Genomic DNA, 23,003 nt, shown 5'->3' with positions numbered 1-23,003 from the left:
CCGGGCCTCGGTGCTGCTGCTTCGGCCCTCGACCGCCGGGCCTCAGGCCACCCCGAGCAGCCGGTGCGCGGTCGCCCGGTCGGCCCGGAACTCCGGTGTGGTGCACCGGTGGACGATCCGGCCCTTCGCCATCACCGCGATCTCGTCGCACACGGCGAACGCGAGGTGCAGGTCCTGCTCGACGAGCAGCAGCGTCACGCCCTCGCCGCGCAACGTCTGCAGCAGCGCCGCGATCTGGTCGACGATCGCCGGTGCGAGACCCTCCGACGGCTCGTCGAGCAGCAGCACGGCCGGGTCGGTGAGCAGCGCCCGCGCGATCGCCAGCATCTGCTGCTCCCCGCCGGAGAGCTGCCCGGCGGGCTGCCCCCGGCGCTCGCGGAGCCGGGGGAGGAGGTCGAGGACGGCGTCGACGGTCCAGCGCCGACCGTGGCCGCGGGTGGCGAGCGCGAGGGTCTCGGCGACGGTCAGCGGTGCCCAGATCCGCCGACCCTGCGGGACGAGCCCCACGCCCGCGCGGGCGATCAGGTCCGGCCGCAGCCCGGTGACGTCGCGGTCGTCGAGCAGCACCCGGCCCGACGTGGGCGTGACCAGGCCCATCAGCGTCATGACCAGCGTCGACTTGCCGACGCCGTTGCGCCCGAGCACGCCGAGCGCACCGCCGGTGGAGATCGACAGGTCGACACCGTCGAGGACGGTGCTGCGGTCGTAGCCCGCGGTCAGGGCCTGCACGTCGACGGCGGTCATCCGGTGAACAGCTCCTCGCGGCGGCCGGTGCCCAGGTAGGCCTCGCGGACGGCGTCGCTGGCCCGGACCTCGTCGGGCGTGCCGGTCAGCAGCACGCGGCCGAGGTGCAGCACGGTGACCCGGTCGGCCAGGTCGAAGACCAGGTCCAGGTCGTGCTCGACGAACAGCACCGTCACCTCGCCCGGCAGGTCGGCGAGCAGCGCGAGCAGCCGGGCGCTCTCGGCGGGGGACATCCCGGCCGCCGGCTCGTCGAGCAGCAGGACGGTCGGGGAGCAGGCCAGCGCGAGCGCCACCTCGAGCTGCTTGCGCTCGCCGTGGGCGAGTGCGGGGACCGGCTGCCGGCCCCGGTCGGCGAGCCCGACCCGGTCGAGCAGCTCGCCGGCACGGGCGTCGACCTCGGGCTGCCGGCGCGGCCAGGGCACGATCCGGGCCCCGCCACCGGTGGTTCCGTGCCGGCGCACGGCGAGCGCGACGGTCTCGGCCGCGGTGAGCGAGGCGAACAGGCTCGCGTGCTGCAGTGTCTGGCTCATGCCGAGCCGGTTGCGGCGCACCTCGGAGAGCCCGGTGACGTCCTGCTCGCCGAGGTGGACCGTGCCGGCGTCGGGCCGCATCCGGCCGGTGAGCAGCCGGAACAGGGTGGACTTGCCGGCACCGTTCGGGCCGATGAGGGCGTGCCGGGCGCCGGGCTCGACGGTCAGGTCGACGTCGTCGACGGCGCGCAGCGCGCCGAACGACCGGCTCAGACCGTGGCAGGCCAGCGCGCTCACGAGCGACCCCTCCGCCACGGGTGCAGCGTGGCCAGCCCGGCCGCGCCACGGGGGAGCAGGTACACCACGAGCACGAACACGATCCCGAGCACCAGCTCCCCGTGCCCGCCGAGGCCGGGCCCGAGCGCGTCCCGGACGAGCACGACGATCGCGGCGCCGACGACCGGGCCCCACAGCGACCCCACCCCGCCGATCACCACGGCGAGCAGCACGATCGCGGCCGTGGTGAACCCGAGGTCGGCCGGGGTCACCAGGCGCTGCTGGGCGGCGAGCAGCGACCCGGCCGCGCCGGCGACCGTGCCGGCGGCGACGAACGCGCCGTACTTGTAGAGCGTGGTGGGGTAGCCGATGGCGCGCATGCGCGGCTCGTTGTCCCGGATCCCGCGCAGCGCCGCACCGAACGGCGACCGCGCCAGCAGCCACACGGCCGCGAACGCGAGCAGCCCGACGGCCAGCACGTACCAGTACAGCAGTCCCGCGTTGACCAGCGGTTCGGCGCCGAGCCGCGCGGCCGGGATCCCGGCCAGGCCGTTGGCGCCGCCGGTCACGCCGTCCCAGCTGTGCGCGACCTGGGCCAGCACCTCCCCGATCGCCAGCGTCAGCATCAGGAAGTACACGCCGGACGAGCGCACCGCGACCCAGCCGGTCGCCGCGGCGGTCAGCCCGCCGACGGCCGCCCCGACCAGGAGCGGCACCGGGATCGCGGCCGTGACGTGGATCGACACCCAGCCCGCGGCGTAGGCGCCGGCCCCGAAGTAGGCGGCGTGCCCGAGCGACGGTAGGCCCGTCACCCCGACCAGCAGGTCCAGGCTGACGGCCAGCAGGCCGAACACCAGCAGCCGGGTCAGCGTGGTCGTGGCGAACGGGGCGAGGAACAGCGGCACCGCAGCCAGCACGACGACGACGGCGACCACCGGCACGGCGACGAACCGCCGCGGTGCGCGCGGCGGCCCGGAACCGGCCGGCACGCCGTCCGGGGCACCGCCCGGCAGCTCGGTCCGCGGTGACGCCTCGCTCATGCGGCGGCCCCCGCCCGGCTGCCGAACAGCCCCTGCGGGCGCAGCACCAGCACCAGCGCGAGCGTGCCGAACAGCACGAAGGACGCCAGGTCGGGCAGCAGCGCCCGGCCGAGCGTCTCGATCTGCCCGATGACGAGGGCGCCGACCAGCGCCCCGCGCACCGACCCGAGCCCGCCGATGACCACGACGACGAGCGCGAGGATCAGCACGGTCGAGTCCAGCCCGACGCTGGCCCCGTAGACCGGGCCGCCGAGCACCCCCGCGACCGTCGCCAGCAGCGAGCCCGCCGCGAACACGGCGATCTTCACCCGGCGGTTGTCGACCCCGAGGGCCGCGACCATCTCCCGGTCGGCGACCGTGGCCCGGATCAGCGCCCCCACCGTGGTCCGCTCGACGAGTACGTGGACGGCGACCGCCAGCACCGCGCCGACGCCGATCAGCACGAGCCGGTAGACCGGATAGGCGGCCCCGAGCAGCGACACCGAACCGTCGAGCCCGGGCGGGGCGGGCACGGCGAGGGGGTCGTCGCCGAACGCGATCTGCAGCAGCTCCGCGACGATCAACGCGATGCCGAGGGTGAGCAGGGCCTGGTCCAGGTGCGACCGGCGGCGCAGGGGCTCGGTCATGGCCGATAGTGCGCCGCCGGCCAGCAGGCCGAGCACCGCGGCGAGGCCCAGCGCGCCGAGGAACGCCCCCCACGACGCGCCGCCACCGGCGAGCGCGGCGGCGAGGTAGGCACCGGCGAGGAACAGCGCGCCGTGGGCGAGGTTGAGCACGTCCATCATCCCGAACACCAGCGACAGGCCGACCGCCAGCACGAACAGCAGCGCGCCGATCGCCAGGCCGTTCAGGACGCTGAGCAGGTTCGCCGCGATCCACCCGGTCATACCTGCGTCGTCTCGCCCAGCTCGGCGGTCACGACGTTGCTGAGCCGGCCCGGGGTGCCCTCGACCGTGCGCAGGTACATCATCTGCCGCGGGTTCTGCCCGTCGAACGTCCACGGGCCGCGCGGGCTGTCCTCGATCGTCCCGATGCCGCCGAGCGCGGCGCTCACCGCATCGCCGTCCAGCGCGGGGGCCGAACGCAGCGCCCGGTCCAGCACGGCGGCGGCGTCGAAGGTGGACACCGAGTAGCAGGTGGGGGCGGCGTTGTGCGCGCCGCGGTAGGCGTCGACGAACGCGCGGTTGGCCGGGTTGTCGAGCCGGTCGGTGTAGAACAGCGAGGTGCGGACGCCGATCGCCGCCTCGCCCTGGGCGTCCAGCACGCCGCCCTCGGTGAGGAAACCCGATCCGTAGAGCGGGACGGAGTTCTTGAGGCCGAACTGGGCGTACTGCTTGACGAAGCGCACGGCCTCGGCGCCGGCGAAGAAGCAGAACACCGCGCCCGCCCCGGACTGCCGGATCTGGGCGAGGAACGGCTGGTAGTCCTGGGTGGTGCCGAACGGCGGCGCGGCCTCACCGGCGATCCGGCCGCCCGCGGCCTCGTAGGCCTTCTTGAAGGCGGCCCGCACCTCGGTTCCCGCCGCGTAGTCGGGGGCGATGAGGAACACGCCGCCGCGGATGTTCTGCTGCGCGAGGTGGGGCCCGGCCGCGGCGGCGACCTGGGCGTTCTGGAACGAGGTCCGCCAGACGTACGGCGTGCGGGCCTTCCCGGTGATGTCGGCGGCGCCGGCGTTCGCCACGACGAGGATCTTCCGGGCCTCGCTCACCAGCGGCGCGGCCCCGAGCGCGACCGCGGAGCTCACGATCCCGACCACGATGTCGACCTGGTCGGACTGCAGCACCCGCTGCACCGCCGGGACACCGGTCTGCGGGGTCTCGCCCTCGTCGGCGACGACGGTGGTGACCTCCCGGCCGCCGAGCCGGTTGCCGTGCTGCTGGAGCCAGAGGTCCCAGCCGCGCTGCATGTCCGTGCCGAGCGGGGCGTACACCCCGGATTGCGGGATCACCAGGCCGACCTTGACCGGCCCGCCCGCCTCGCCGCCGGAGCCGGACCCGCCGCCGACGCTGCTGCCGCAGGCCGCGAGTGCGGGCGCGGCGGCACCCGCGCCGAGAAGCATGAGCAGTGCGCGCCGGGACAGGGTGTACTCCGCCATCGGGATCGCTCCTCGTCGAACGATGTGGTGGGACCGACGTGCTACAGCTGGGTGTCGGAGGGCCCTGATCCTGTCGAGGTACACGAACGGGGTCAACAGTTCCGAATCCGGGCATCGCGGTCGGGCTTGCGGCGGGCCCGGGTCGGGCGCCGCGTGGCGCGCCGTTACCCTCGACGTGTGACCGCCACCGAGCCCCCGCGGGCCGAGAGCCCGGCTCCCGACGGTGCCGCCGCGCCGCGCAACGGTCTCGTCCGTCAGCTCGGCAGCTTCGTCGTCATCGGCGCGCTGGCCGCCGTCGTCGACTTCGGCTTCTACCACCTGCTGCTGAACCTCGGCCTGTGGGTCCCGGTGTCGAAGGGGATCAGCTTCATCCTCGGCACGACGACGGCGTACCTGCTCAACAAGCGGTTCACCTTCGACTCGGCCGGCACGGGAGGCAAGGGCCGCTTCGCCGGGTTCGTGGCGCTCTACGCGACGACGTTCGCGGTGAACGTCGGTGTGAACTCCCTGGTCCTGAGCCTGCTGCCGGAGACGCTCCCGCACGCCGAGTCGCTGGCCTGGCTGGTCGCCCAGGGCACCGCCACCGCGATCAACTTCGTGATGCTCCGCACGGTCGTCTTCAAGGCCTGACCGCCCTCTTCGCGCCGCCTCTCCGGCGTGCCGCACCCCTTCTCGGCGTGCCGCACCCCACCAGGAGGGTGCGACACGCCGAGACGGGGTGCGGCGGGTGTGGTCAGCCGACGAGCCGGGGGCGCAGCCGCGCGATCATCGCCTCACCGATCTCGCTCCAGACCCACCGGACGACCGTCCGGCCGGTGTCCCGGATCTCGTCCTCCCGGCGCTTCTCCCGCCAGACGACCTCTTCCAGCGTCTCGCCCGGTCGGAGCAGGCCACGGGTGTACTTGATCCGGCCGTCGAACTCGCCCACGACCCCGAGCTCGGGCCAGGCGAAGTCGGTCCGGTGGCCCGTCCCGGGGACGATCCACTGGGTGACCGGGGGCGGCAGGCCGGCCAGGTGCATGCGATAGCGGCTCCGGGTCTCGCCCGGGCTTTCGCACAGCGGATCCGCGGAGGCGACCAGCCGCCCGGCCGCCGCGCTCCCACGGCGACCGGCGAACCGCGCGAGCACGGCGGTCGCCTCGTCCTTCGTCGTCGCGCCCGGATCGTGGCGGTTCGCGCGGCGCGCCTTCACCGCCCGGTGCAACGCCCCGTCCGCTGCGATCAAGGCCTGCTCCGTGGGCAGGGTCCGGGCGAGATCGGCGACGGTCCGGGCCGCGGAGGTCAGCCGGATCCCATCGAGCTGCACGACGTCGTCGTCGGGAAGAGGGGCGGTGTGGACGTGCAGCCCGGGACGGAGCCGGCCGCCTCCCGGACGGTCGCGGATCACGTGGAGCCGGTCGAGCGGCACCAGCCAGAGGGGCAGGCCGAGCAAGATCGCGGCAGTGACGTGGCGGAACACGGCGTCCGGGGAGAGGGACGGGATCACGGCACGACACCGCAGCACGTGGGCGTCGGTGGACGCGAGCTCCGCGGCGTCGGCACGGCGGTAGACGCCGCGCCGGACCGCGACGAGCAGGCCGCTGCGGCGCATCTGGTCGATCTCGGCGTCGCTGAACCCGGCGTCCTTCAGCGCCGTGCGCCGGAACAGCTCGTCGGAGCCGGGAGGAATCGAGTCGAGGTCCACACCGACCACACTCCACCGGAAACCCGCACCTGCACCGGTAGATCTCGTCCCTGTGGACAACTCGGCGCACTTGTGGACAGTTCGCGCTGCACCCCGTGTCGGCGTGCCGCACCCTCCCGGGAAGGTGCGGCACGCCGACACGGGATGCAGCAGTCCGGGGCCGGGTCAGGGGGCGCGGTGGAAGCGCTCCGCGCGGCCCTGGTTCAGGAGGCGGAGCCAGTCCCGGAAGCCGCGGGGGTCGCGTTTGGTGACCAGGAAGTACCAGGCGAACCTCGGCAGCTCCAGCAGCCCGATCTTCCGCATCCCGGGCTGGGCCATCAGGTAGCCCCGGTTGCGGTAGGTGTAGTAGCGCTTGACGGCGTCGCCCGGGTCCTGCGCGTGCAGCCGCCCGCCGAGCATCGGCTTGAACTCGTCCGACCCGTACGGGTGCAGGTACGCCGCGTGCAGCGCCGTCCCGAACGGCAGCCCGGAGCGCACCATCCGGCGGTGCATCTCCACCTCGTCGCCCCGGACGAACAGCCGCAGGTCCGGCACGCCGATGACCTCGAGCGTCGAGGCACGGAACAGCGCGCCGTTGAAGAACGAGGCGATGCCCGGCAGGAGTTCCGGGTCACCGTCGCCGGCGAGGAGCGCCGAGCGCGTGCGGTGCCAGGTCAGCCCGCGCCGCAGCGGGAACGCGAGCCGGTCCGGGTCGGCCTTGTCGGCGACCACCGGGGACACGGCGGCCAGCCCGCGCCGGGTGGCGAGGTCGAGCAGGGTCGCGAGGGTGGACTCGTCGGCGGCGTGGCCGTCGTCGTCCGCCAGGAAGATCCACTCCGCGCCGAGGGCGAGCGCGTGCAGCATGCCGAGCGCGAACCCGCCGGCGCCGCCGAGGTTGGTCCACGACGGCAGCCAGGTCGTGGGCAGCGGGCACGCCTCGACGGCCTCGCGGGCCGGGCGGTCCGGCCCGTTGTCGACGACGATCAGGTGTGCGATCGGGTGGGTCTGCTTCGCCATCGCCGCCAGCGAGTCGACCAGCAGGTCGGCGCGGTGCCGGGTGACGATGACGCCGACGACCGAGCCGGGCGGCAGCGGAGCGGTCACGCGGTGCCCTCGTACGGCGTCCGGCCCTTGTAGTGGTCGAGGACGTCCCGCAGCGGGCCGTACTCCTTGATCATCCCGTGCTCCATCCACAGCGCGGTGTCGCAGAGATCGGCGAGGAACTCGTCGGAGTGCGAGGCGAAGACCAGGATCCCGGACCGTTCGACCAGCTCGTGCAGCCGGCCGCGCGCCTTGGCGAGGAACTCGGCGTCGACGGCGCCGATACCCTCGTCGAGCAGCAGGATCTCCGGGTCGATCGAGGTGACGACGCCGAGCGCCAGCCGCACCCGCATACCCGTCGAGTACGCCCGCAGCGGCATCTCGAGGTAGTCGCCGAGCTCGGTGAACTCGGCGATGTCGTCGATCCGGGCCTCCATCTGCTTCTTGGTCATACCCAGGAAGAGCCCGCGGATGATGATGTTCTCGTACCCGGAGATCTCCGGGTCCATCCCGACGGCCAGGTCGAAGATCGGCGCGACCTTCCCGTGCACCGCGGACCGGCCCCGGGTGGGCTCGTAGATGCCGGCCATCAGGCGTAGCAGCGTGGACTTGCCCGCACCGTTGTGCCCGACCAGCGCGACCCGGGCACCCCGGTCGAGCTTGATCGTGATGTCCCGGAGCGCCTCGATGATCGGCACCTTGGCCTCGGTGCCGATGCGTCCGCCTGCCCTGCCGAGCACGGCCTTCTTCAGTGACCGGGTCTTCGCGTCGAAGATCGGGAAGTCGACGGCGGCGCGGTCGATCCGGATGCGGGGTTCGGACACGGAGCTCACACCCAGTACGCGACGCGGGAACGGTAGTTGCGCAGGCAGACGAGCGCTGCCGCCCAGCCGACGACCGTGATGATGCCGGTGACCAGCCAGTACCGGCCGACGATCTCCTGGCCCAGCAGCGGCTGGCGGACGATCTCGACGAAGTGGAAGACCGGGTTGAACTCGACCAGGCCGGCGCGCTCCTTGGCGGCCTCGTTGCCCTCCAGGATGTCCACCGACCAGACGATCGGGGTCAGGTAGAACACGAGCTGGGTGATGCTCGCGATGATCGGCGGGATGTCCCGGAACCGGGTCGCGAGGATCCCGGACAGGATCGCCACCCAGGCCCCGTTGACCGCGAGCAGCCCCAGCGCCGGGATCGCCAGCAGGGTCGAGAAGCCCAGCGGATGCGGGAAGACGACCATCAGCACGACCCAGACGACCAGGTTGTGCAGGAAGAACAGCGTCTGCCGCCACACGAGACGGTAGATGTGCAGGCTGAGCGGCGCGGGCAGGAACTTGATCAGGCCTTCGTTCGAGATGAAGACCTCGCTGCCCTCGAGGATGCAGCCGGAGACGAAGTTCCAGATCAGCAGGCCGACGGCGACGTGCGGCAGGAACGTCGCGAGCGGGATGGCGAACAGCGCCGAGTACAGGATCCCGAGCCCGAGCGCGATCACGCCCATGCTGATCGAGATCCACAGCGGCCCGAGCACCGAACGGCGGTAGCGCTGCTTGATGTCCTGCCAGCCCAGGTAGCCCCAGAGCGGCCGCTGGCGCCAGCCGGCGGCGAGATCCGCGAACGCCCGGCGCCAGCTGCGCGGGCTCGACACCTCGGACGGGTCGACGACGTCGCCCGGCTCGTTGTCGGTCACGGTCACGGCCACCCGACGAGGGTACTCAGACGGTTCCGCGCGACCGGGCAGGGGAGGGCCCCGCCGGGTCGCGCGGAAACCGCAGGTCGCAGGCGTCTCAGAGGTACTGCCCGGTGCCCCGGCCCAGGTTCTCCGGGATCCCGCCGTGCTCACCGGCGGCGCCCGTGCCCGGCGGCAGCCCCCGTCGCATCTGCTCCAGCTGCGCCCGTGCGGCCATCTGCTGGGCGAACAGGGCCGTCTGGATGCCGTGGAACAGCCCCTCCAGCCAGCCCACGAGCTGGGCCTGCGCGATCCGCAGCTCGGCCTCCGACGGCGTCGCATCGGCGGTGAACGGCAGGCTGAGCCGGTGAAGCTCCTCACGCAGCTCGGGTGCGAGACCCTCCTCGAGCTCCTTCACGGAGTTCTCGTGGATCTCCTTGAGCCGCTCGCGGGACGCCTCGTCCAGCGGGGCCGCCTTCACCTCCTCGAGCAGTTGCTTGATCATCGTGCCGATCCGCATGACCTTGGCCGGCTGCTCGACCATCGCCGCCGGGCCCTGCTGCTCGGCCTCCTCGTCGGAGGACGGAACCTTGGCCATGCCGACCGGGCGGCCGTCGGCGCCGACCACCATGACCCGCTCGTCCGGGGTCCCCTGCTCGTCGCTCATGGCCGCCATTCTGACGTGGTCGTGGCCGGGGCCGCAGGGAGGATCAGGCGTCCGGGTTCAGCAGGAGCAGCTTGCCGACGACGCCGCCGTCGGCGAGCCGCCGGTGCGCGTCGGCGGCGTCGGCCATCGAGTACCGCTCGAAGACGACCGGGCGGACCGTGCCGGCCGCGAACAGCGGCCAGACGTGCTCGCGCACCCCGGCGACGATGTCGGCCTTCGAGTGCGGGCCCTCCACCGGGCGTCCACGCAGGCCCATCGCCGAGATGTGCCCGCGCTTGGCGAGCAGGGCGCCGATGTTGAGCTCGGCCTTCACCCCGCCCTGCATGCCGATGATCATCAGGCGGCCGTCCCGGGCCAGGGCGGACAGGTTGTTCGCCAGTCCCTTGGCGCCCATGTTGTCGAGGATCACGTCGGCGCCGCGGCCGTCGGTGGCCTTCTTCAGCTCCTCGGCGACGTCGTCGTGGTAGTCGATCACGATGTCCGCGCCGAGCTCCCGGCAGAACCGCAGCCGGTCGGGGTGCCCGGCGGTCGCGGCGACCCGGGCGCCGAACGCCGTCGCCACCTGGATCGCGTGCGTGCCGATGCCGGAGGAACCGCCCTGGACCAGGAACGTCTCGCCCGCGGCGAGCCGGCCCTCCATGAACACGTTCGACCAGACCGTGCACGCGACCTCGGGCAGCCCGCCCGCGTCGGCGAGCGACACGCCGTCCGGGATCGGGAGGAGCTGCTGCGCGGGCACGGCGACCTTCTGCGCGTAGCCGCCGCCGGCGAGCAGCGCGCAGACCTCGTCGCCGACCTTCCAGGACGTCACGCCCTCACCGAGCGCGGAGATCCGCCCGGAGCACTCCAGGCCGAGGATCTCCGAGGCACCCGGCGGCACCGGGTAGTTGCCCTGGACCTGTAGCAGGTCGGCCCGGTTCACCGCGGACGCGACGACGTCGATCACGACCTCGCCCGCCGCCGGAGCCGGGTCGGCGACCTCCTCCCAGGCCATCTGCTCCGGACCGCCGTACTCCGCCAAGGTGATCGCCTTCATGACCCCGGACGGTATTGCGTCGCGCCGGCGGAAGCGATCCGGCAGCCTCCGGAGGGGTGAGCCGGCTGCCCGCCCCGATCGACCCGGTCCCGGATCCGTGGCCGCTGCACGGCCTGGTGCTGCGCACCCCACGCCTGGAACTGCGGCCCGACGACGACCCGTCGATCCGCGAGCTCGTCGTGACGGTCCATGCGGCCGGGGTCCACCCGGCCGACGAGATGCCGTTCGCGATGCCCTGGACCGACGCCGATCCGCGCTACCTCGGCCGCGGCATGGCCCAGTACCTGTGGGGCAGGCGGGCCGCGTGCTCACCCGAGGACTGGTCGATCCACTTCATCGTGCGGGTGGACGGCGAGGTGGCCGGGCTCCAGGAGCTCGCGGCGACCCGGTTCGACGTGCTCCGCGAGGTGCGCACCGGCTCCTACCTGGGACGACGGTTCCAGCGGCGCGGCTACGGCACCGAGATGCGGGCCGCGGTGCTCGCGTTCGCCTTCGACCGGCTCGGTGCGACGACCGCCCGGTCGGCCTACCTCGAGGGCAACGAGAGCTCCGCGCGCGTGTCCCGGCGGCTCGGGTACCGGCCGGACGGGACGGCGCTCACCGTCGCCCGCGGTCCCCGGGTCGTGGAGCACCGGTTGCTCCTGACGGCCGGCGCGTTCGTCCGCCCGGGCTGGGAGCTGCGGGTCGAGGGCTACACGGCGGAGCTGGCCGGGTTCCTCGCCGCGGACCCGCCTCGTTGAGTCAGCCCAGGTCGCGGGCGGCGAAGGTGTCGCAGGCCTGCGGGTCACCGGTGTCGAGGCCGGTGGTGAACCACCGCTCGCGCTGGGCGGAGCTGCCGTGGGAGAACTGCGACTCGTCGACCTGGCCGCCGCCGAGCTGGGTCTGGATGTGGTCGTCGCCGATCTTCTCGGCCGTGTCGAGCGCCGCGTCGATGTCGGCCCGGGTGAGCTCGGTGATCAGCGGGCGGCCGGAGTCACCGGGGACGGTCGTCGCGTGGTGGGCCCAGACGCCGGCGTAGCAGTCGGCCTGCAGCTCCAGCCGGACCGAGCCGGACGTCGGGCCGGTGTCGTTGCCGACCCGGCGGTTGGTGCCCAGGAGGTTCTGGATGTGGTGGCCGTACTCGTGCGCCATCACGTACGCCTGCGAGAACGGGCCGCCCTGGGCGCCGAACCGGGTCTGCAGCTCCTCGAAGAACGTGAGGTCGATGTAGATCTCGGAGTCGGCCGGGCAGTAGAACGGCCCGGTGTCCGAAGTCGCGGACCCGCACCCGTCGGTGCTCACACCGCCGGAGAAGAAGTTCGTCCGCGGCCGCACGAAGCCCGAGGAGAACTGGCCCGCCCAGAAGTCGTCCAGCGAGTTCACCACGGCGACCATCCGGCAGTCGGTCGAGTTGTTCGCGGACGCGCCGGTCGCGCAGTTCTGGGCCAGCGACGAGCTGTCGGCGGTCTGGCCGGCGCCGACCTGGTCGAGGCTCGGGTAGCCCCCGCCGGCCGTCATCCCGCCCAGGTCGACGCCCGCGAAGTTCGACAGCAGCAGGTAGATGATCACGCCGACGACGCCGAGCCCGCCGCCCGCGCCCGCGACCCGGCCACCGATGCCTCCTCCGCCGCCGCCGGAGCCGCGCAGGTCGTCCACACCGGACGTGTCCAGCTGGGCGTTCTCGTCGAACCGCACCCCGACCTCCCCCGAACGAATCGGGAAGATCCCACCACAACCCGTGCCGGGCCACACCCCGGACTCGACCGGCGGGCGGCCGGACGCGCCGAAGTCCGTTCAGCCGCGTCGCCACGCCGCCGGGCTCGTCCCGTGCGCGGCGCGGAAGCGGCGCACGAAGTACCCGGCATCGCGGTACCCGACCCGGCGGCCGATCTCGGTCACCGTCAGGTCGGTGCCGACCAGCAGCCGCCGGGCCTCGCGCATCCGCCGCTCTGTGATCCACTGCTGGACGGTGCGCCCGGTGGCCCGGCCGACGACGGTCGTCAGGTGTCCCGGGGTCAGCCCGAGCGCCGCCGCGACGTCGCGCAGCGAGACCGGCTCCCGGAACCGGTCCTCGACCAGCGCGAACACCGCGGCGAGCAGCGGGTCCGCCGCCTCGGCCGGCACGTCCTCCTGGAGCCGGCCGAGCGCCACGAGGAGCAGGGTGAGATGGGCCCGGGCGGCCTCGGCGTAGCCGTCACGGCGGTCGGTGAGCTCGGCGTCCAGCGCGCGCAGCCGGTCGAGCCAGCCCGGCCGGTCCGGCACCGGGACGGTGAGGCGCTGCGCCCCGCCGCGATGGCCACCGACGAACGGCGCCAGCAGCGGATGCCCGTGCCACGACGCCAGCGGCGTGGCGGCGCCGGGGTCGACGGCCTCCGCGGGGAACAGCACCGTGTACGCGTCCCCGGACGACGGTGGTGCGTCGTCGGCGGCACCGATCACGGCTCCCGGCGCGACGACCAGCACGTCCCCTGCCGTGCCCTCCCACATCCGGCCGTCGACCCGGCGGGCCCAGCGGCCGTCGACGACGTAGTGCAGGGTGAGGAAGTCGTGGGCGTGCACCCCGCGTGCCCGTGGATCGCCGGTGGTCCCGGCCCCGGTGACGTGCTCGACGGCGATCGGCGTCGGCGAGTGCGCGAACCGCATCAGCGGGACATCGGAAGATCGTCCCATCTTCACGGAAGTTCCTTCATTGTGCAGAGGTCAGCGCGCCCGGACGCTGGTGTCAGTACACGATTTTCGTCCTACGGAGGCGTCATGTCGACGGACTACCTGCCCGCGCTCGTGCACCCACGGCTGCTCCCGGGCTACGACGGCTTCGCCGCCCTGATGGGGGCGACCGGGATGTACTGGCGCCTCGTCGCGCAAGCGGGGATCCTCCCCGGCGCGACCGTGCTGGAGATCGGCTGCGGGACCGGCAACGTGGCGCTGCGCGCGAAGCGGGCCGTGCCCGGGGCGACCGTGATCGGGCTGGACCCGGACGCCGAGGCCCTCGGCATCGCCCGGCGCAAGGCCGCAGGAGAGGGTCTCGACGTGCGGTTCGACGAGGGCGGGGCCGAGGACCTCCCCTACGCCGACGCCGGCGTCGACCGGGTGCTGTCCTCGCTGATGCTGCACCACCTGGCCGCAGACCAGCAGGTCCCGGCGCTGCGGGAAGTACGGCGGGTGCTCGCGCCGGGTGGGAGCCTGCACCTCGTCGACATGGACGTCGACCCGCGCGCCGGGGGGCCGATGAACGTGCTGCACCGGGCGTTCTCGCTGCTGAACCGGCTCGATCCGGCGGCGCGCCGGCTGGGTTTCGGGTCCGGCCACGGCCACGGCGGGCACGGCCACGGACACGGCCACGGGGGGCACGGTGAGCCGCGCCCGGTGCTCGAGGTGCTGGCCGACGCCGGGTTCGCGGAGCCGGTCGTCGTGGGCCACGGGCGCACCCGGATGGGCGCGGTGACCTACTACCGCGCGGATCGCTGAGGGCCTCGGCGCACGCGTTACCCTGCCCAGCGGAAGCGTGGCAGAGCGGCCGAATGCACCCGCCTTGAAAGCGGGCGTCCGAAAGGACCGGGGGTTCGAATCCCCCCGCTTCCGCCACAGGTCAGAGGCATGATCGGCGATCATGACTGGTGGCCGGTCGTGCCGTTGGCCTCACCAGTTGACCGCAACCCACCGGTGAAACATGCTCATCGCCCCGCGACCGGCGACACGCACGATCTCGCCCCGGGTGCGGCGGAAGCGTGCTGGTCAACTTGCGACCGTCGGTCGGGATGCACGATCTCGCCCCCGGCGCGGCGGAAACGTGCTGGTCAACTTGTGACCGGTGGTCGGGACGCACGATCTCGCCCTGGGCCCGGCCGAAACGCGCTGATCAGCGCCCGGCGGACCGTCGAGACGCACGAACCCGCCCCGCGCCCGGCGGAAACGTGCTGGTCAACTTGCGGCCGGCGGTCGGGACGCACGATCTCGCCCCGGGCGCGGCCGAATCGTGCTGGTCGACCCGCGGCCGGCGATCGACACGCACGAACCTGCCCCGGGTGCGGCCGAAACGTGCTGGTCGACCCGCGGCCGGCGGTCGAGTCGCGCGGCCTCGCCCCGGGTGCGGCGGAAGGGTGCTGGTCGACCCGCGGCCGGCGGTCGAGTCGCGCGATCTCGCCCCGGGTGCGGCGGAAGCGTGCTGGTCGACCCGCGGCCGGCGATCGACACGCACGAACCTGCCCCCGGCACGGCCGAAACGCGCTGATCAGCGCCGGGCGGACCGTGATGGCGCAGGAGTGTCGAGCTCCGTGCGCCAGCCACCCCGGGGAGCCGCCGGCTCAGTGGATCGCGCCGGCGTTCCGATCGGCGGGTGGAGGCCGGCCGGACCGCCTCGGGAGCGCGCGGGTCTCGCCGGGCAGGGGTGTGACCCGGCCGGCGCGGACCCCGTTGACGATGACCACGACCTCGGCGACCTCGTGGATCAGGACGACGGCGGCGAGGCCGAGGACGCCGACCAGGGCCAGCGGCATCAGGACGGTGATGATGGCCAGGGAGAGGCCGACGTTCTGCAGCATGATGCGCCGGGCTCGGCGGGCGTGGTCGAGGGTGTGCGGCAGGTGGCGGAGGTCCTCGCCCATGAGGGCGACGTCGGCGGTCTCGATGGCCACGTCGGTGCCCATCGCGCCCATGGCGATGCCGAGGTCGGCGGTGGCCAGGGCGGGGGCGTCGTTGACACCGTCACCGACCATCGCCGTGGAGCGCTCGCGCCGCAGCTCGCTGACGATGCGGGCCTTGTCCTCCGGGCGCAGTTCGGCGTGCACGGAGTCGATGCCGGCCTCGCGTGCCAGGGCGGTGGCGGTGGCGTGGTTGTCGCCGGTGAGCATCGCGACGTGGTAACCGCCGGCGTGCAGCCGGGTGATGACCTCGCTCGCTTCCGGCCGGAGCTCGTCACGGACGGCGACGGCCCCGATGACCACCCCGTCGTTCTCGACGAGGACCGCGGTGGCTCCGGCGTGCTGCATCCGGTCGACGTCGGCGGCCAGCGGGCCGGGTTCGAGCCAGCCGGGGCGACCCAGCCGGGCGGTGCGCCCCTCGACCTGGCCGGCCAGCCCGGCCCCGGTGACCGCCTCGACCTCGGCGGCCGGCGTGATCGTGTCGGTGTCGACGGCGGCGAGGATCGCCCGGGCCAGGGGGTGTTCGCTGCGCGCCTCCAGGGCGGCGGCCACGTGCAGGACCTGGTCGCGGGTGGCGCCGTCGGCGGTGGCGACCTCGACCACGGACGGCTGGTTGCGCGTCAGCGTGCCGGTCTTGTCGAGTGCCACCGCCCGCACCCGGCCGAGCGCTTCGAGAGCCGCGCCGCCCTTCACCAGCACGCCGGACCTGCTGGCCGCGCCGATGGCGGCGACCACGGTGACCGGGATGGAGATCGCCAGCGCGCACGGGGAAGCCGCCACGAGCACGACCAGGGCCCGCTCGATCCAGGTCAGCGGGTCCCCGAGCAGGCTGCCTATCCCGGCGATGAGGACGGCGGCGAGCATGACCCCGGGGACGAGGGGCCTCGCGACGCGGTCGGCGAGTCGCTGGCCGGCGCCCTTGCGGGACTGCTCGGCCTCGACGATGCGCACGATCCGGGCCAGCGAGTTGTCCTCGGCGGTGGCGGTGACCTCGACCTCGAGCACACCGGTGCCGTTGATCGACCCGGCGAACACCTCGCCGGCGGGGCCGGCCTCGACCGGGACCGACTCACCGGTGATCGCCGAGACGTCGAGTGCGGTGCGTCCGGCCCGGATCACCCCGTCGGTGGCGACCCGCTCGCCGGGCCGGACCAGCATCCGGTCACCGACCCGCAGCTCCGAGGGGGCCAGTGCGACCTCGCGGCCTCCGCGCAGCACCGTGGCCTGGTCGGGCACCAGCGACAGGAGGGCGCGCAGCCCCCGGCGGGTCCGCGCCAGCGAGTACTCCTCCAGGCCCTCGCTGATCGAGTACAGGAAGGCCAGCATCGCGGCCTCGCCGACCTCGCCCAGCAACACCGCGCCGATCGCGGCGATCGTCATCAGCGTGCCGACCCCGATCCTGCCCCGGACGAGACGCCGGAGGGTCGTCGGCACGAACGTGGAGGCGCCCGCCAGCAGGGCCAGCGCTTTGAGGGCCAGCACCGGCAGCGGCCCCGCGCCGGACCACTCGGCCGTGTACCCGGCGACCAGCAGCACGCCGGCCACCGCCGCCGCGCGGAGCTCGGTGACCTGCCACGGACGGTCCGGTTCGTGTTCGTCGCCGCCGCATCCGCAGGCGTCACTCATTGGGCAGTCTCTCCGGGGCCCCGGCGGTACCGGTGCCGGTGCCGTAGTTCGGGCACAGCGCGACCGCGTTGCCGGTCGCGGCCAGCAGCGTCTCCGCGGCGGCCAGCAGGTCCATCAGCTCCGGGCGGGTCAGGCTGTAGAAGACCTGCCGGCCCTGCGGGCGTCCCCGGACCAGCCCGCAGTCCCGCAGGCACGCGACGTGTGCCGACACCGTCGACTGGGCCAGTCCCAGCTCGGCGATCAGGTCGACGACCCGGGCCTCCCCACCGGCCAGGCGCTGCACGATCGCCAGCCGGGTGGCGTCCGAGAGGCTGTGGAACAGCGCCACGGCCGGGTCCAGGCTCGCGGCGGGCAGGTTCGACGCCAGGCATCCCTCCGCGCTATTCATCGCCATACGGCGATGCTAACAGCGGATGGCGATGGATCGGGGGCATGACCGGCCGGCAGATCAGCCGGATCCCGTCGTGGTCGCCCGCCGGGCCCGGGACCGCAGGATCGCACGCCGGACCGTCGAGGCGGTCCAGCAACGCAGCCCGGCCGCAGACGGCTGCGAGCAGGTCGGTGGCCCGGTCGTGCCCGGCCGTGCCGACACCGTCGCGGACCTACTCGCGGAGGTGCTTGAAGTAGCGGGCGACCGGCCAGCGGGCGAAGCCGAGGGCCTCGTACGCGGCCCGCGCCGGCGCATGGCCCGGGTCGTCGCCCGTCTCGACCATCACCATCCGCAGGCCGGCGGCCCGCACCCGGCCGAACGCGTGGGCGGCGAGCGCCGTGCCGATGCCTCGCCGCTGGAACCTCGGGTCCACGGCCAGGACGTGGATCTCGCCCATGTCGTCCTCGGGGTGCAGACGGGTGCAGACCCATCCCGCGACGGTGCCGTCCACGAGCGCCACGTCCACGTTCTGCGGCTCGCCGTCCAGCACGGCGGCCAGGTCCGCGAGCTGCCGGGCGCGCCAGCCTGCGGGGTAGAACGACTCGTACACGAAGCCGGGCACCGCCTCCCGGGTCCGCGGGAAGACCGGCTCCCAGGCTCGCAGGGAGAGCTCGAGCACCGCAGCGCGATGCTCACCGGTGTACGGCGCGATCCTCGGCACGACGGCACGCTAGCGGCGCAGGGCCGTGATCGCGCCCGTACCTGTGTCGGCAGTCGACAGGTAACCTTGACTCGGCGCGAGGAGGAATCGGTGACCCTGGAACCGCTGGCGAGCCTGGATCGGACGACGCTGCGCGAGCGAGCCCTCGACGCGCTGCGGACCGCGGTCGTCACGGGACGCTACCGGCCCGGCGACCACCTGGGCGAGGTCGAACTCGCCTCCCATCTGGGGGTGAGCCGCGGGACGGTCCGCGAGGCCCTGCGCCATCTCCAGCAGGAGGGGCTGGTCACGGCCGGTGCCCGGGGCATGCTGCGCGTGAACCGGCTGTCCGCGGGGGAGGTGCGCGACCTGTTCCGGGTCCGCGCGGCGCTCGAGGGTCTCGCCGTCGCGGAGATCATCGCCTCCGACCACCGGGCGAGCTCGGTCGCCGCGCTGCGCGGGTCCGTCGCCGCGCTGGCCGGCACCGAGCACGACTTCGCCGCCCGGGTCGAGGCGGACCTCGGGTTCCACCTGCTGCTGTGCCGCGAGTCCGGCAACACGATGCTGGTCGACTCGTGGCGGCACCTGGAGGGTCGGATCCGGGTCACGATCATGAACGGTGGCCCGGAGAACTCGCCGGTCATGATGGCCGGGGACCGGCACGCCCCGATCGTGGACGCCATCGAGGCCGGGGACACGGCCTCTGCGGTCGCGATCGTCGAGTCGCACATGGCCTCGGCCGCCGACCACTTCGCCGGCCAGATCACGGGCTGACACCACCCCCGCGAGGGGTCGAGGAAGCCGGGCCGCGCACATCCGAACTCACTGTTGACAGACAACAGAGCCGCCGTCACTATCTCTGTACGTCGACTGTTAACAGCCGACTGTTGGGGATGGTGGATGCGCGCGACCTCCTCGGCGAGTCCTCACGATCAGCGGAGATCACCATGACTGAACGGCACGCGCCCGCCGCCCCGGCGGGGAGGCATCCCGTGGAGGGAACCGAGGCCCGCAAGCGGGTCGCGATCGGTTCCTCGATCGGCGCCACCATCGAGACCTACGACTTCATCGGCTTCGGTGTCGCCGCGGCCCTGTACTTCAACACCGTGTTCTTCCCCGCCGAGGACCCGCTGTCCGGGACCCTGCTGTCGTTCGCGACGCTGGGCATCGGCTTCGCGGTCCGCCCGCTCGGCGGCATCATCGGCGGCTACCTGGGCGACCGGATCGGCCGCAAGCCGGTGCTGGTCGGGTCGCTGCTCCTGATGGGCGTGGCGACCGTGCTGATCGGCCTGCTGCCCACCTACCAGCAGATCGGGGTCTGGGCGGGCTTCCTGCTCGTCGCCGTCCGGGTCGTACAGGGCCTGGCCTTCGGTGCCGAGTGGGGCGGGGCGATCCTCATGACCTTCGAACACGCCCCCTGGCGCAAACGCGGGCTCTACACCGGCATCACCCAGGCCGGGTTCCCGGTCGGGCTGCTCCTGGCGAACCTCGCGTTCCTGGCCAGCGTCCCGCTCGGCGAGCAGTGGGCCTGGCGGGTGCCGTTCCTGCTGTCCGCGGTGCTGATCGTCGTCGGGATCGTGATCCGGCTGAAGGTCGAGGAGTCACCCGAGTTCGAGGACCTGCGCTCCGAGGGCGAGGTCTCGAAGAACCCGCTGCTCGAGGTGCTGCGTGACGACTGGCGCAACATCGTCCGGGCGTTCTTCCTGCGGACGACCGAGACCGCCGGCTACGCGGTCACCATCACCTTCGTCGTGTCCTACCTGACCTCGGAGGACATCTCCGACCGCACCACCACCCTGACCGCGACGATGATCGCCTCCGCGGTGGGTATCGCGGCCACCGTGCTCTGGGGTGCGCTGACCGACCGGATCGGCCGCAAGCCGGTGTACCTGCTGGGCACCGCCGTCACCGCAGCCTGGGGCGTGCCGCTGTTCCTGGTCGTCAACACCGGGACCGCACTGGCGATCGTGGCCGCGTTCGTCGTCAGCTACGCCGTCTGCCAGAACATGCTGGCCGGGGTGCAGGGCGCCTGGTTCTCCGAGCTGTTCGCCGCCCGCACCCGCACCACCGGCGCGTCGCTGGCCTACCAGCTCTCGGCGGTCGTCTCCGGCTTCACCCCGCTCGTCGCCACGGCCCTGTTCGCCGGCTACGGCTGGGCCGGCCCGGCCGTGCTGATCACCTTCTACGGCGTCTGCGGCGTGATCGCCACCGTCCTGACCCGCGAGACCTGGGGACCCGCCGAGCGGGCCCGGGTCGACGAGCTCGCCCGCACCGCCCCCGAGCAGGTGCCGGCGAGCCCGCTCGAGGCGTCCTGACCCCCACCACCGAGGAGAGACGACATGAGCTCCACGACGACCGCAGGGTCCCGCCCGGGGACCGAGGAGTCGTTCACCGAGCGGGTGGACCGGCTGCGCGGCGCCGCGTACCGGATCCGCCGGCACGCGCTGGACATGGGCGAGGTGCAGGGCCAGGGCTACATCGGGCAGGCGCTCGGCGTCGCCGACGTGCTCGCCGTCCTGTTCGGCGACCAGTTGAACCAGCGGCCCGACGACCCCGGGTGGGACGGCCGCGACCGGTTCCTGCTCTCGATCGGCCACTACGCGATCGCCGCCTACGCCGCGTTCGCCGAGGCCGGGATCATCCCGGTCGCCGAGCTGGAGACCTACGGCTCCGACGAGTCCCGGCTGCCGATGTCGGCGATGGCGTCCTACACGCCGGGCATGGAGATCTCCGGCGGGTCACTGGGGCACGGCCTGGGCGTCGCCACCGGCATGGCCCTGGGGCTGCGCCACCTCGGCAACCCCGCGCGGGTCGTGAACCTGCTCTCCGACGGCGAGCTCGACGAGGGTTCCACCTGGGAGGCCGCCATGGCGTGCGCGCACCACGGCCTCGACAACGTCCTCGCCGTCGTCGACGTCAACGCGCTGCAGGCCGACGGCCCCACCGCGGGCGTGCTGCGGACCGAGCCGCTGGTCGAGAAGTGGGAGGCGTTCGGCTGGACCGTCCGCCGGGTCGACGGCAACGACGTCCCGGCCCTGCTCGGCGCGCTCGACGAGCTCCGGCCCGGCACCGGCGCGCCGTCCGTCCTGATCTGCGACACCCGGATCGGCCGCGGCGTACCGCTGCTGGAGACCCGGGAGAAGGCGCACTTCATGCGGGTCGAGGCCCACGAGTGGCAGATCGCCCGCGACCAGCTCGACCGCCAGCACGAGACCGGAGCCCAGGCATGACCACGTCCGCGAAGCCCCGCCTGACCACCTCGGCGATGATCGCGTCGTTCGCCGACCCGGGCCAGCGCACCAGCCCCGCCCCGTTCGGACACGCGCTCGCCGCGCTCGCCGAGGAGCGCCCCGAGATCGTCGGCCTGTCCGCCGACCTCGCCAAGTACACCGACATGCACGTCTTCCGCGCGGCCCACCCGGAGCGGTTCTTCCAGATGGGCATGGCCGAGCAGGTCATGCTCGGTGCCGCGGCCGGCCTGGCCGAGGTGGGGCTCGTCCCGTTCGCGTCCACCTACTCGGTGTTCGCGACCCGCCGGGCCTACGACTTCCTCTGCCTCGACATCGCCGAGCCCGGGCTGAACGTCAACGTCGTCGGCGCGCTGCCCGGCCTGACCACCGGGTACGGGCCCAGCCACCAGGCCACCGAGGACCTCGCGATCCTGCGCGGCTGCCCCGACCTCACGATCGTCGACCCGTGCGACTCGGTCGACATCGCTGCCGCCGTGCCCGCGCTCGCCGACCACGACGGCCCCACCTACCTGCGGCTGCTCCGCGGCCAGGTCCCGACCGTGCTCGACGAGTACGACTACCGGTTCGAGCTCGGTCGGGCCGCCGAGCTGCGCACCGGCCGCGATGTCGTCCTCATCTCCACCGGGCTCATGACCATGCGCGCGCTGCAGGCGGCGCAGCGGCTGGAGGCCGACCACGTCGACGTCGCCGTCCTGCACGTCCCGACGATCAAGCCGCTCGACCGGGACGCGATCGTCGCCGCCGCCGACACCGACCGCCTCGTGCTGACCTGCGAGAACCACACGGTGATCGGCGGGCTCGGCGAGGCCGTCGCCACCGAGATCGCCCTCGCCGGCATCGGCACCCGCCTCGGGCGGATCGGCCTGCCCGACGAGTTCCTCGCCGCCGGAGCCCTTCCCACCCTGCACGACCGTTACGGCCTGTCCACCGACGCGATCGTCGCCCGCATCAAGGAGTCCCTCGCATGATCCGCACCTCCGAGCTCACCGCGATCGTCACGGGCGCCGGGTCGCGCCGCGGCATCGGCCGGGCCACCGCCCACACCCTCGCCGCGGCCGGGTGGAACGTCGCCGTCCTCGACCTCGACGAGGCCGGTGCGAAGGAGACCGCCGACGAGGTCGCCACCGCGCACGACGTCCGGACCGTGGGCGTGGCCTGCGACGTCACCGACCCGGTGTCGGTGGACGCCGCGCTCGCCGTCCTCGAGGCCGAGCTCCCGCCGGTCGGCGCCCTCGTGAACAACGCCGGCATCACCTCCCCGGTGCCCTTCCTCGAGGTCACCGACGCCGAGTGGGAGAAGGTGTTCGCCGTCAACATCCGCGGCGCCTACGCCGTCACCCGCCGGGTCGCGCCCGGGCTGGCCGAGCGCGGCTTCGGCCGCATCGTGTTCCTGTCCTCGGTGTCCGCCGAGCGGGGCGGAGGCGTGTTCGGCGGTGTCGCCTACTCCGCGGCCAAGGCCGGCCAGCTCGGGTTCGCCCGGGCACTGGCCCGCGAGCTCGGCCCGCAGGGTGTCACGGTCAACGCGGTGGCCCCCGGCCTGATCGACACCGACATCACCGGGGGAGCGCTGGAGGGCGAGCGCAAGGAGGCGCTGCTCGCCGGGATCCCGGTCGGCCGCAACGGCCGGGTCGCCGACGTCGCCGACCTCATCACGTACCTGTGCCGGCCCGAGTCGGGCTACATCACGGGGGCGACGTACGACGTCAACGGCGGCTCGCACATCCACTGACCGCCGGCCG

24 protein-coding genes and 1 tRNA gene are annotated in these 23,003 nt (G+C 73.5%); 9 read left to right on the top strand and 16 right to left on the bottom strand.

Annotated features, from left to right (window positions below; translation table 11 throughout):
* Window positions 1–42: 42 nt before the first annotated feature.
* The 5 genes from H7X46_RS25270 to H7X46_RS25250 are packed head-to-tail and all read right to left on the bottom strand — an operon-like array spanning window position 43 to window position 4,625.
* Window positions 43–744 (bottom strand): ABC transporter ATP-binding protein, encoded by a 702-nt coding sequence (locus tag H7X46_RS25270; protein ID WP_186361728.1) that lies wholly within the window; start codon window positions 742–744, stop codon window positions 43–45.
* A complete protein-coding gene (locus H7X46_RS25265) occupies window positions 741–1,529 on the bottom strand; it encodes an ABC transporter ATP-binding protein (RefSeq protein WP_222131432.1) in 789 nt (262 codons plus the stop codon). The genes H7X46_RS25270 and H7X46_RS25265 overlap by 4 nt, the downstream gene beginning before the upstream one ends.
* Window positions 1,508–2,530 (bottom strand): branched-chain amino acid ABC transporter permease, encoded by a 1,023-nt coding sequence (locus H7X46_RS25260; RefSeq protein WP_186361727.1) that lies wholly within the window; start codon window positions 2,528–2,530, stop codon window positions 1,508–1,510. The genes H7X46_RS25265 and H7X46_RS25260 overlap by 22 nt, the downstream gene beginning before the upstream one ends.
* Entirely contained in the window at window positions 2,527–3,417 is an 891-nt protein-coding gene (locus H7X46_RS25255; RefSeq protein ID WP_186361726.1) for a branched-chain amino acid ABC transporter permease, read from the bottom strand. The genes H7X46_RS25260 and H7X46_RS25255 overlap by 4 nt, the downstream gene beginning before the upstream one ends.
* Window positions 3,414–4,625 carry an ABC transporter substrate-binding protein gene (locus tag H7X46_RS25250; RefSeq protein WP_186361725.1) on the bottom strand — a complete coding sequence of 404 codons (1,212 nt, stop codon included), beginning with the start codon at window positions 4,623–4,625 and terminating at the stop codon, window positions 3,414–3,416. The genes H7X46_RS25255 and H7X46_RS25250 overlap by 4 nt, the downstream gene beginning before the upstream one ends.
* 177 nt (window positions 4,626–4,802) lie before the next feature.
* Between H7X46_RS25250 and H7X46_RS25245 the strand changes: the two genes are divergently transcribed.
* The gene (locus H7X46_RS25245) at window positions 4,803–5,255 is read left to right on the top strand and encodes a GtrA family protein (RefSeq protein WP_186361724.1); all 453 of its coding nucleotides are present in this window, start codon (window positions 4,803–4,805) and stop codon (window positions 5,253–5,255) included.
* Between the two features lie 103 nt (window positions 5,256–5,358).
* Here H7X46_RS25245 and H7X46_RS25240 read toward each other — a convergent pair whose 3' ends face one another.
* The 6 genes from H7X46_RS25240 to H7X46_RS25215 all read right to left on the bottom strand — a co-directional run bounded on the left by H7X46_RS25240 (window position 5,359) and on the right by H7X46_RS25215 (window position 10,698).
* Window positions 5,359–6,309 carry a type IV toxin-antitoxin system AbiEi family antitoxin domain-containing protein gene (locus tag H7X46_RS25240; protein WP_186361723.1) on the bottom strand — a complete coding sequence of 317 codons (951 nt, stop codon included), beginning with the start codon at window positions 6,307–6,309 and terminating at the stop codon, window positions 5,359–5,361.
* Window positions 6,310–6,474: 165 nt separating this feature from the next.
* The gene (locus H7X46_RS25235; RefSeq protein WP_186361722.1) at window positions 6,475–7,392 is read right to left on the bottom strand and encodes a glycosyltransferase family 2 protein; all 918 of its coding nucleotides are present in this window, start codon (window positions 7,390–7,392) and stop codon (window positions 6,475–6,477) included.
* Entirely contained in the window at window positions 7,389–8,153 is a 765-nt protein-coding gene (locus H7X46_RS25230; RefSeq protein ID WP_186361721.1) for an ABC transporter ATP-binding protein, read from the bottom strand. The genes H7X46_RS25235 and H7X46_RS25230 overlap by 4 nt, the downstream gene beginning before the upstream one ends.
* A gap of 5 nt (window positions 8,154–8,158) precedes the next feature.
* Complete coding sequence (locus H7X46_RS25225; protein WP_186361720.1) at window positions 8,159–9,028, bottom strand: ABC transporter permease; 870 nt, start codon at window positions 9,026–9,028, stop codon at window positions 8,159–8,161.
* 85 nt (window positions 9,029–9,113) lie between these two features.
* Window positions 9,114–9,671 carry a bacterial proteasome activator family protein gene (locus tag H7X46_RS25220; protein ID WP_370588957.1) on the bottom strand — a complete coding sequence of 186 codons (558 nt, stop codon included), beginning with the start codon at window positions 9,669–9,671 and terminating at the stop codon, window positions 9,114–9,116.
* A 34-nt stretch (window positions 9,672–9,705) separates the two neighbouring features.
* The gene (locus tag H7X46_RS25215; RefSeq protein WP_186361719.1) at window positions 9,706–10,698 is read right to left on the bottom strand and encodes an NAD(P)H-quinone oxidoreductase; all 993 of its coding nucleotides are present in this window, start codon (window positions 10,696–10,698) and stop codon (window positions 9,706–9,708) included.
* A gap of 56 nt (window positions 10,699–10,754) precedes the next feature.
* On the opposite strand from H7X46_RS25215, the gene H7X46_RS25210 reads away from it, so the two are divergent.
* Complete coding sequence (locus H7X46_RS25210) at window positions 10,755–11,438, top strand: GNAT family N-acetyltransferase (RefSeq protein ID WP_186361718.1); 684 nt, start codon at window positions 10,755–10,757, stop codon at window positions 11,436–11,438.
* A 1-nt stretch (window position 11,439) separates the two neighbouring features.
* Here the strand turns inward: H7X46_RS25210 and H7X46_RS25205 are convergent, their stop codons facing one another.
* Both H7X46_RS25205 and H7X46_RS25200 read right to left on the bottom strand, forming a co-directional pair.
* Window positions 11,440–12,372 carry a neutral zinc metallopeptidase gene (locus H7X46_RS25205; RefSeq protein ID WP_186361717.1) on the bottom strand — a complete coding sequence of 311 codons (933 nt, stop codon included), beginning with the start codon at window positions 12,370–12,372 and terminating at the stop codon, window positions 11,440–11,442.
* Window positions 12,373–12,471: 99 nt separating this feature from the next.
* On the bottom strand, window positions 12,472–13,347 hold the full coding sequence (locus tag H7X46_RS25200; protein WP_255426215.1) for an AraC family transcriptional regulator: 876 nt from the start codon (window positions 13,345–13,347) through the stop codon (window positions 12,472–12,474).
* An 84-nt stretch (window positions 13,348–13,431) separates the two neighbouring features.
* Between H7X46_RS25200 and H7X46_RS25195 the strand changes: the two genes are divergently transcribed.
* Both H7X46_RS25195 and H7X46_RS25190 read left to right on the top strand, forming a co-directional pair.
* Window positions 13,432–14,145 carry a class I SAM-dependent methyltransferase gene (locus tag H7X46_RS25195; protein WP_186361716.1) on the top strand — a complete coding sequence of 238 codons (714 nt, stop codon included), beginning with the start codon at window positions 13,432–13,434 and terminating at the stop codon, window positions 14,143–14,145.
* Between the two features lie 31 nt (window positions 14,146–14,176).
* Window positions 14,177–14,262 (top strand) — tRNA-Ser (locus tag H7X46_RS25190).
* Window positions 14,263–14,981: 719 nt separating this feature from the next.
* On the opposite strand, the gene H7X46_RS25185 is transcribed toward H7X46_RS25190, so the two are convergent.
* The 3 genes from H7X46_RS25185 to H7X46_RS30965 form a co-directional block, all read right to left on the bottom strand.
* The gene (locus H7X46_RS25185; RefSeq protein WP_186361715.1) at window positions 14,982–16,943 is read right to left on the bottom strand and encodes a cation-translocating P-type ATPase; all 1,962 of its coding nucleotides are present in this window, start codon (window positions 16,941–16,943) and stop codon (window positions 14,982–14,984) included.
* Window positions 16,936–17,337 carry a helix-turn-helix transcriptional regulator gene (locus H7X46_RS25180; protein WP_186361714.1) on the bottom strand — a complete coding sequence of 134 codons (402 nt, stop codon included), beginning with the start codon at window positions 17,335–17,337 and terminating at the stop codon, window positions 16,936–16,938. The genes H7X46_RS25185 and H7X46_RS25180 overlap by 8 nt, the downstream gene beginning before the upstream one ends.
* A 208-nt stretch (window positions 17,338–17,545) precedes the next feature.
* Window positions 17,546–18,034: a GNAT family N-acetyltransferase gene (locus H7X46_RS30965; protein WP_186361713.1), complete on the bottom strand. Its 489-nt coding sequence runs from the start codon at window positions 18,032–18,034 to the stop codon at window positions 17,546–17,548.
* Window positions 18,035–18,124: 90 nt separating this feature from the next.
* Here H7X46_RS30965 and H7X46_RS25170 point away from each other — a divergent pair, with 90 nt between their 5' ends.
* The 5 genes from H7X46_RS25170 to H7X46_RS25150 all read left to right on the top strand — a co-directional run bounded on the left by H7X46_RS25170 (window position 18,125) and on the right by H7X46_RS25150 (window position 22,993).
* Window positions 18,125–18,787: a GntR family transcriptional regulator gene (locus H7X46_RS25170; protein ID WP_370588955.1), complete on the top strand. Its 663-nt coding sequence runs from the start codon at window positions 18,125–18,127 to the stop codon at window positions 18,785–18,787.
* Window positions 18,788–19,005: 218 nt separating this feature from the next.
* A complete protein-coding gene (locus tag H7X46_RS25165; RefSeq protein WP_370588954.1) occupies window positions 19,006–20,328 on the top strand; it encodes an MFS transporter in 1,323 nt (440 codons plus the stop codon).
* A gap of 24 nt (window positions 20,329–20,352) precedes the next feature.
* On the top strand, window positions 20,353–21,243 hold the full coding sequence (locus H7X46_RS25160; protein ID WP_186361710.1) for a transketolase: 891 nt from the start codon (window positions 20,353–20,355) through the stop codon (window positions 21,241–21,243).
* The gene (locus tag H7X46_RS25155; protein WP_186361709.1) at window positions 21,240–22,232 is read left to right on the top strand and encodes a transketolase family protein; all 993 of its coding nucleotides are present in this window, start codon (window positions 21,240–21,242) and stop codon (window positions 22,230–22,232) included. Before H7X46_RS25160 ends, H7X46_RS25155 begins: the two co-directional genes overlap by 4 nt.
* On the top strand, window positions 22,229–22,993 hold the full coding sequence (locus H7X46_RS25150) for an SDR family NAD(P)-dependent oxidoreductase (RefSeq protein ID WP_186361708.1): 765 nt from the start codon (window positions 22,229–22,231) through the stop codon (window positions 22,991–22,993). The genes H7X46_RS25155 and H7X46_RS25150 overlap by 4 nt, the downstream gene beginning before the upstream one ends.
* Window positions 22,994–23,003 lie beyond the last annotated feature (10 nt).

Source organism: Pseudonocardia sp. C8 (genome assembly GCF_014267175.1).
Lineage (GTDB): Bacteria > Actinomycetota > Actinomycetes > Mycobacteriales > Pseudonocardiaceae > Pseudonocardia.
This window is presented reverse-complemented; position numbering and strand designations above follow the sequence as displayed.

What these genes read in the sequence shown, in the direction of transcription:
- H7X46_RS25215 (WP_186361719.1), bottom strand. Translation starts at nt 10,698, where the DNA reads ATGAAGGCGATCACCTTGGCGGAGTACGGCGGTCCGGAGCAGATGGCC.
- H7X46_RS25220 (WP_370588957.1), bottom strand. Translation starts at nt 9,671, where the DNA reads ATGGCGGCCATGAGCGACGAGCAGGGGACCCCGGACGAGCGGGTCATG.
- H7X46_RS25155 (WP_186361709.1), top strand. Translation starts at nt 21,240, where the DNA reads ATGACCACGTCCGCGAAGCCCCGCCTGACCACCTCGGCGATGATCGCG.
- H7X46_RS25260 (WP_186361727.1), bottom strand. Translation starts at nt 2,530, where the DNA reads ATGAGCGAGGCGTCACCGCGGACCGAGCTGCCGGGCGGTGCCCCGGAC.
- H7X46_RS25195 (WP_186361716.1), top strand. Translation starts at nt 13,432, where the DNA reads ATGTCGACGGACTACCTGCCCGCGCTCGTGCACCCACGGCTGCTCCCG.
- H7X46_RS25250 (WP_186361725.1), bottom strand. Translation starts at nt 4,625, where the DNA reads ATGGCGGAGTACACCCTGTCCCGGCGCGCACTGCTCATGCTTCTCGGC.
- H7X46_RS25180 (WP_186361714.1), bottom strand. Translation starts at nt 17,337, where the DNA reads ATGGCGATGAATAGCGCGGAGGGATGCCTGGCGTCGAACCTGCCCGCC.
- H7X46_RS25255 (WP_186361726.1), bottom strand. Translation starts at nt 3,417, where the DNA reads ATGACCGGGTGGATCGCGGCGAACCTGCTCAGCGTCCTGAACGGCCTG.
- H7X46_RS25160 (WP_186361710.1), top strand. Translation starts at nt 20,353, where the DNA reads ATGAGCTCCACGACGACCGCAGGGTCCCGCCCGGGGACCGAGGAGTCG.
- H7X46_RS25200 (WP_255426215.1), bottom strand. Translation starts at nt 13,347, where the DNA reads ATGGGACGATCTTCCGATGTCCCGCTGATGCGGTTCGCGCACTCGCCG.
- H7X46_RS25150 (WP_186361708.1), top strand. Translation starts at nt 22,229, where the DNA reads ATGATCCGCACCTCCGAGCTCACCGCGATCGTCACGGGCGCCGGGTCG.
- H7X46_RS25270 (WP_186361728.1), bottom strand. Translation starts at nt 744, where the DNA reads ATGACCGCCGTCGACGTGCAGGCCCTGACCGCGGGCTACGACCGCAGC.
- H7X46_RS25185 (WP_186361715.1), bottom strand. Translation starts at nt 16,943, where the DNA reads ATGAGTGACGCCTGCGGATGCGGCGGCGACGAACACGAACCGGACCGT.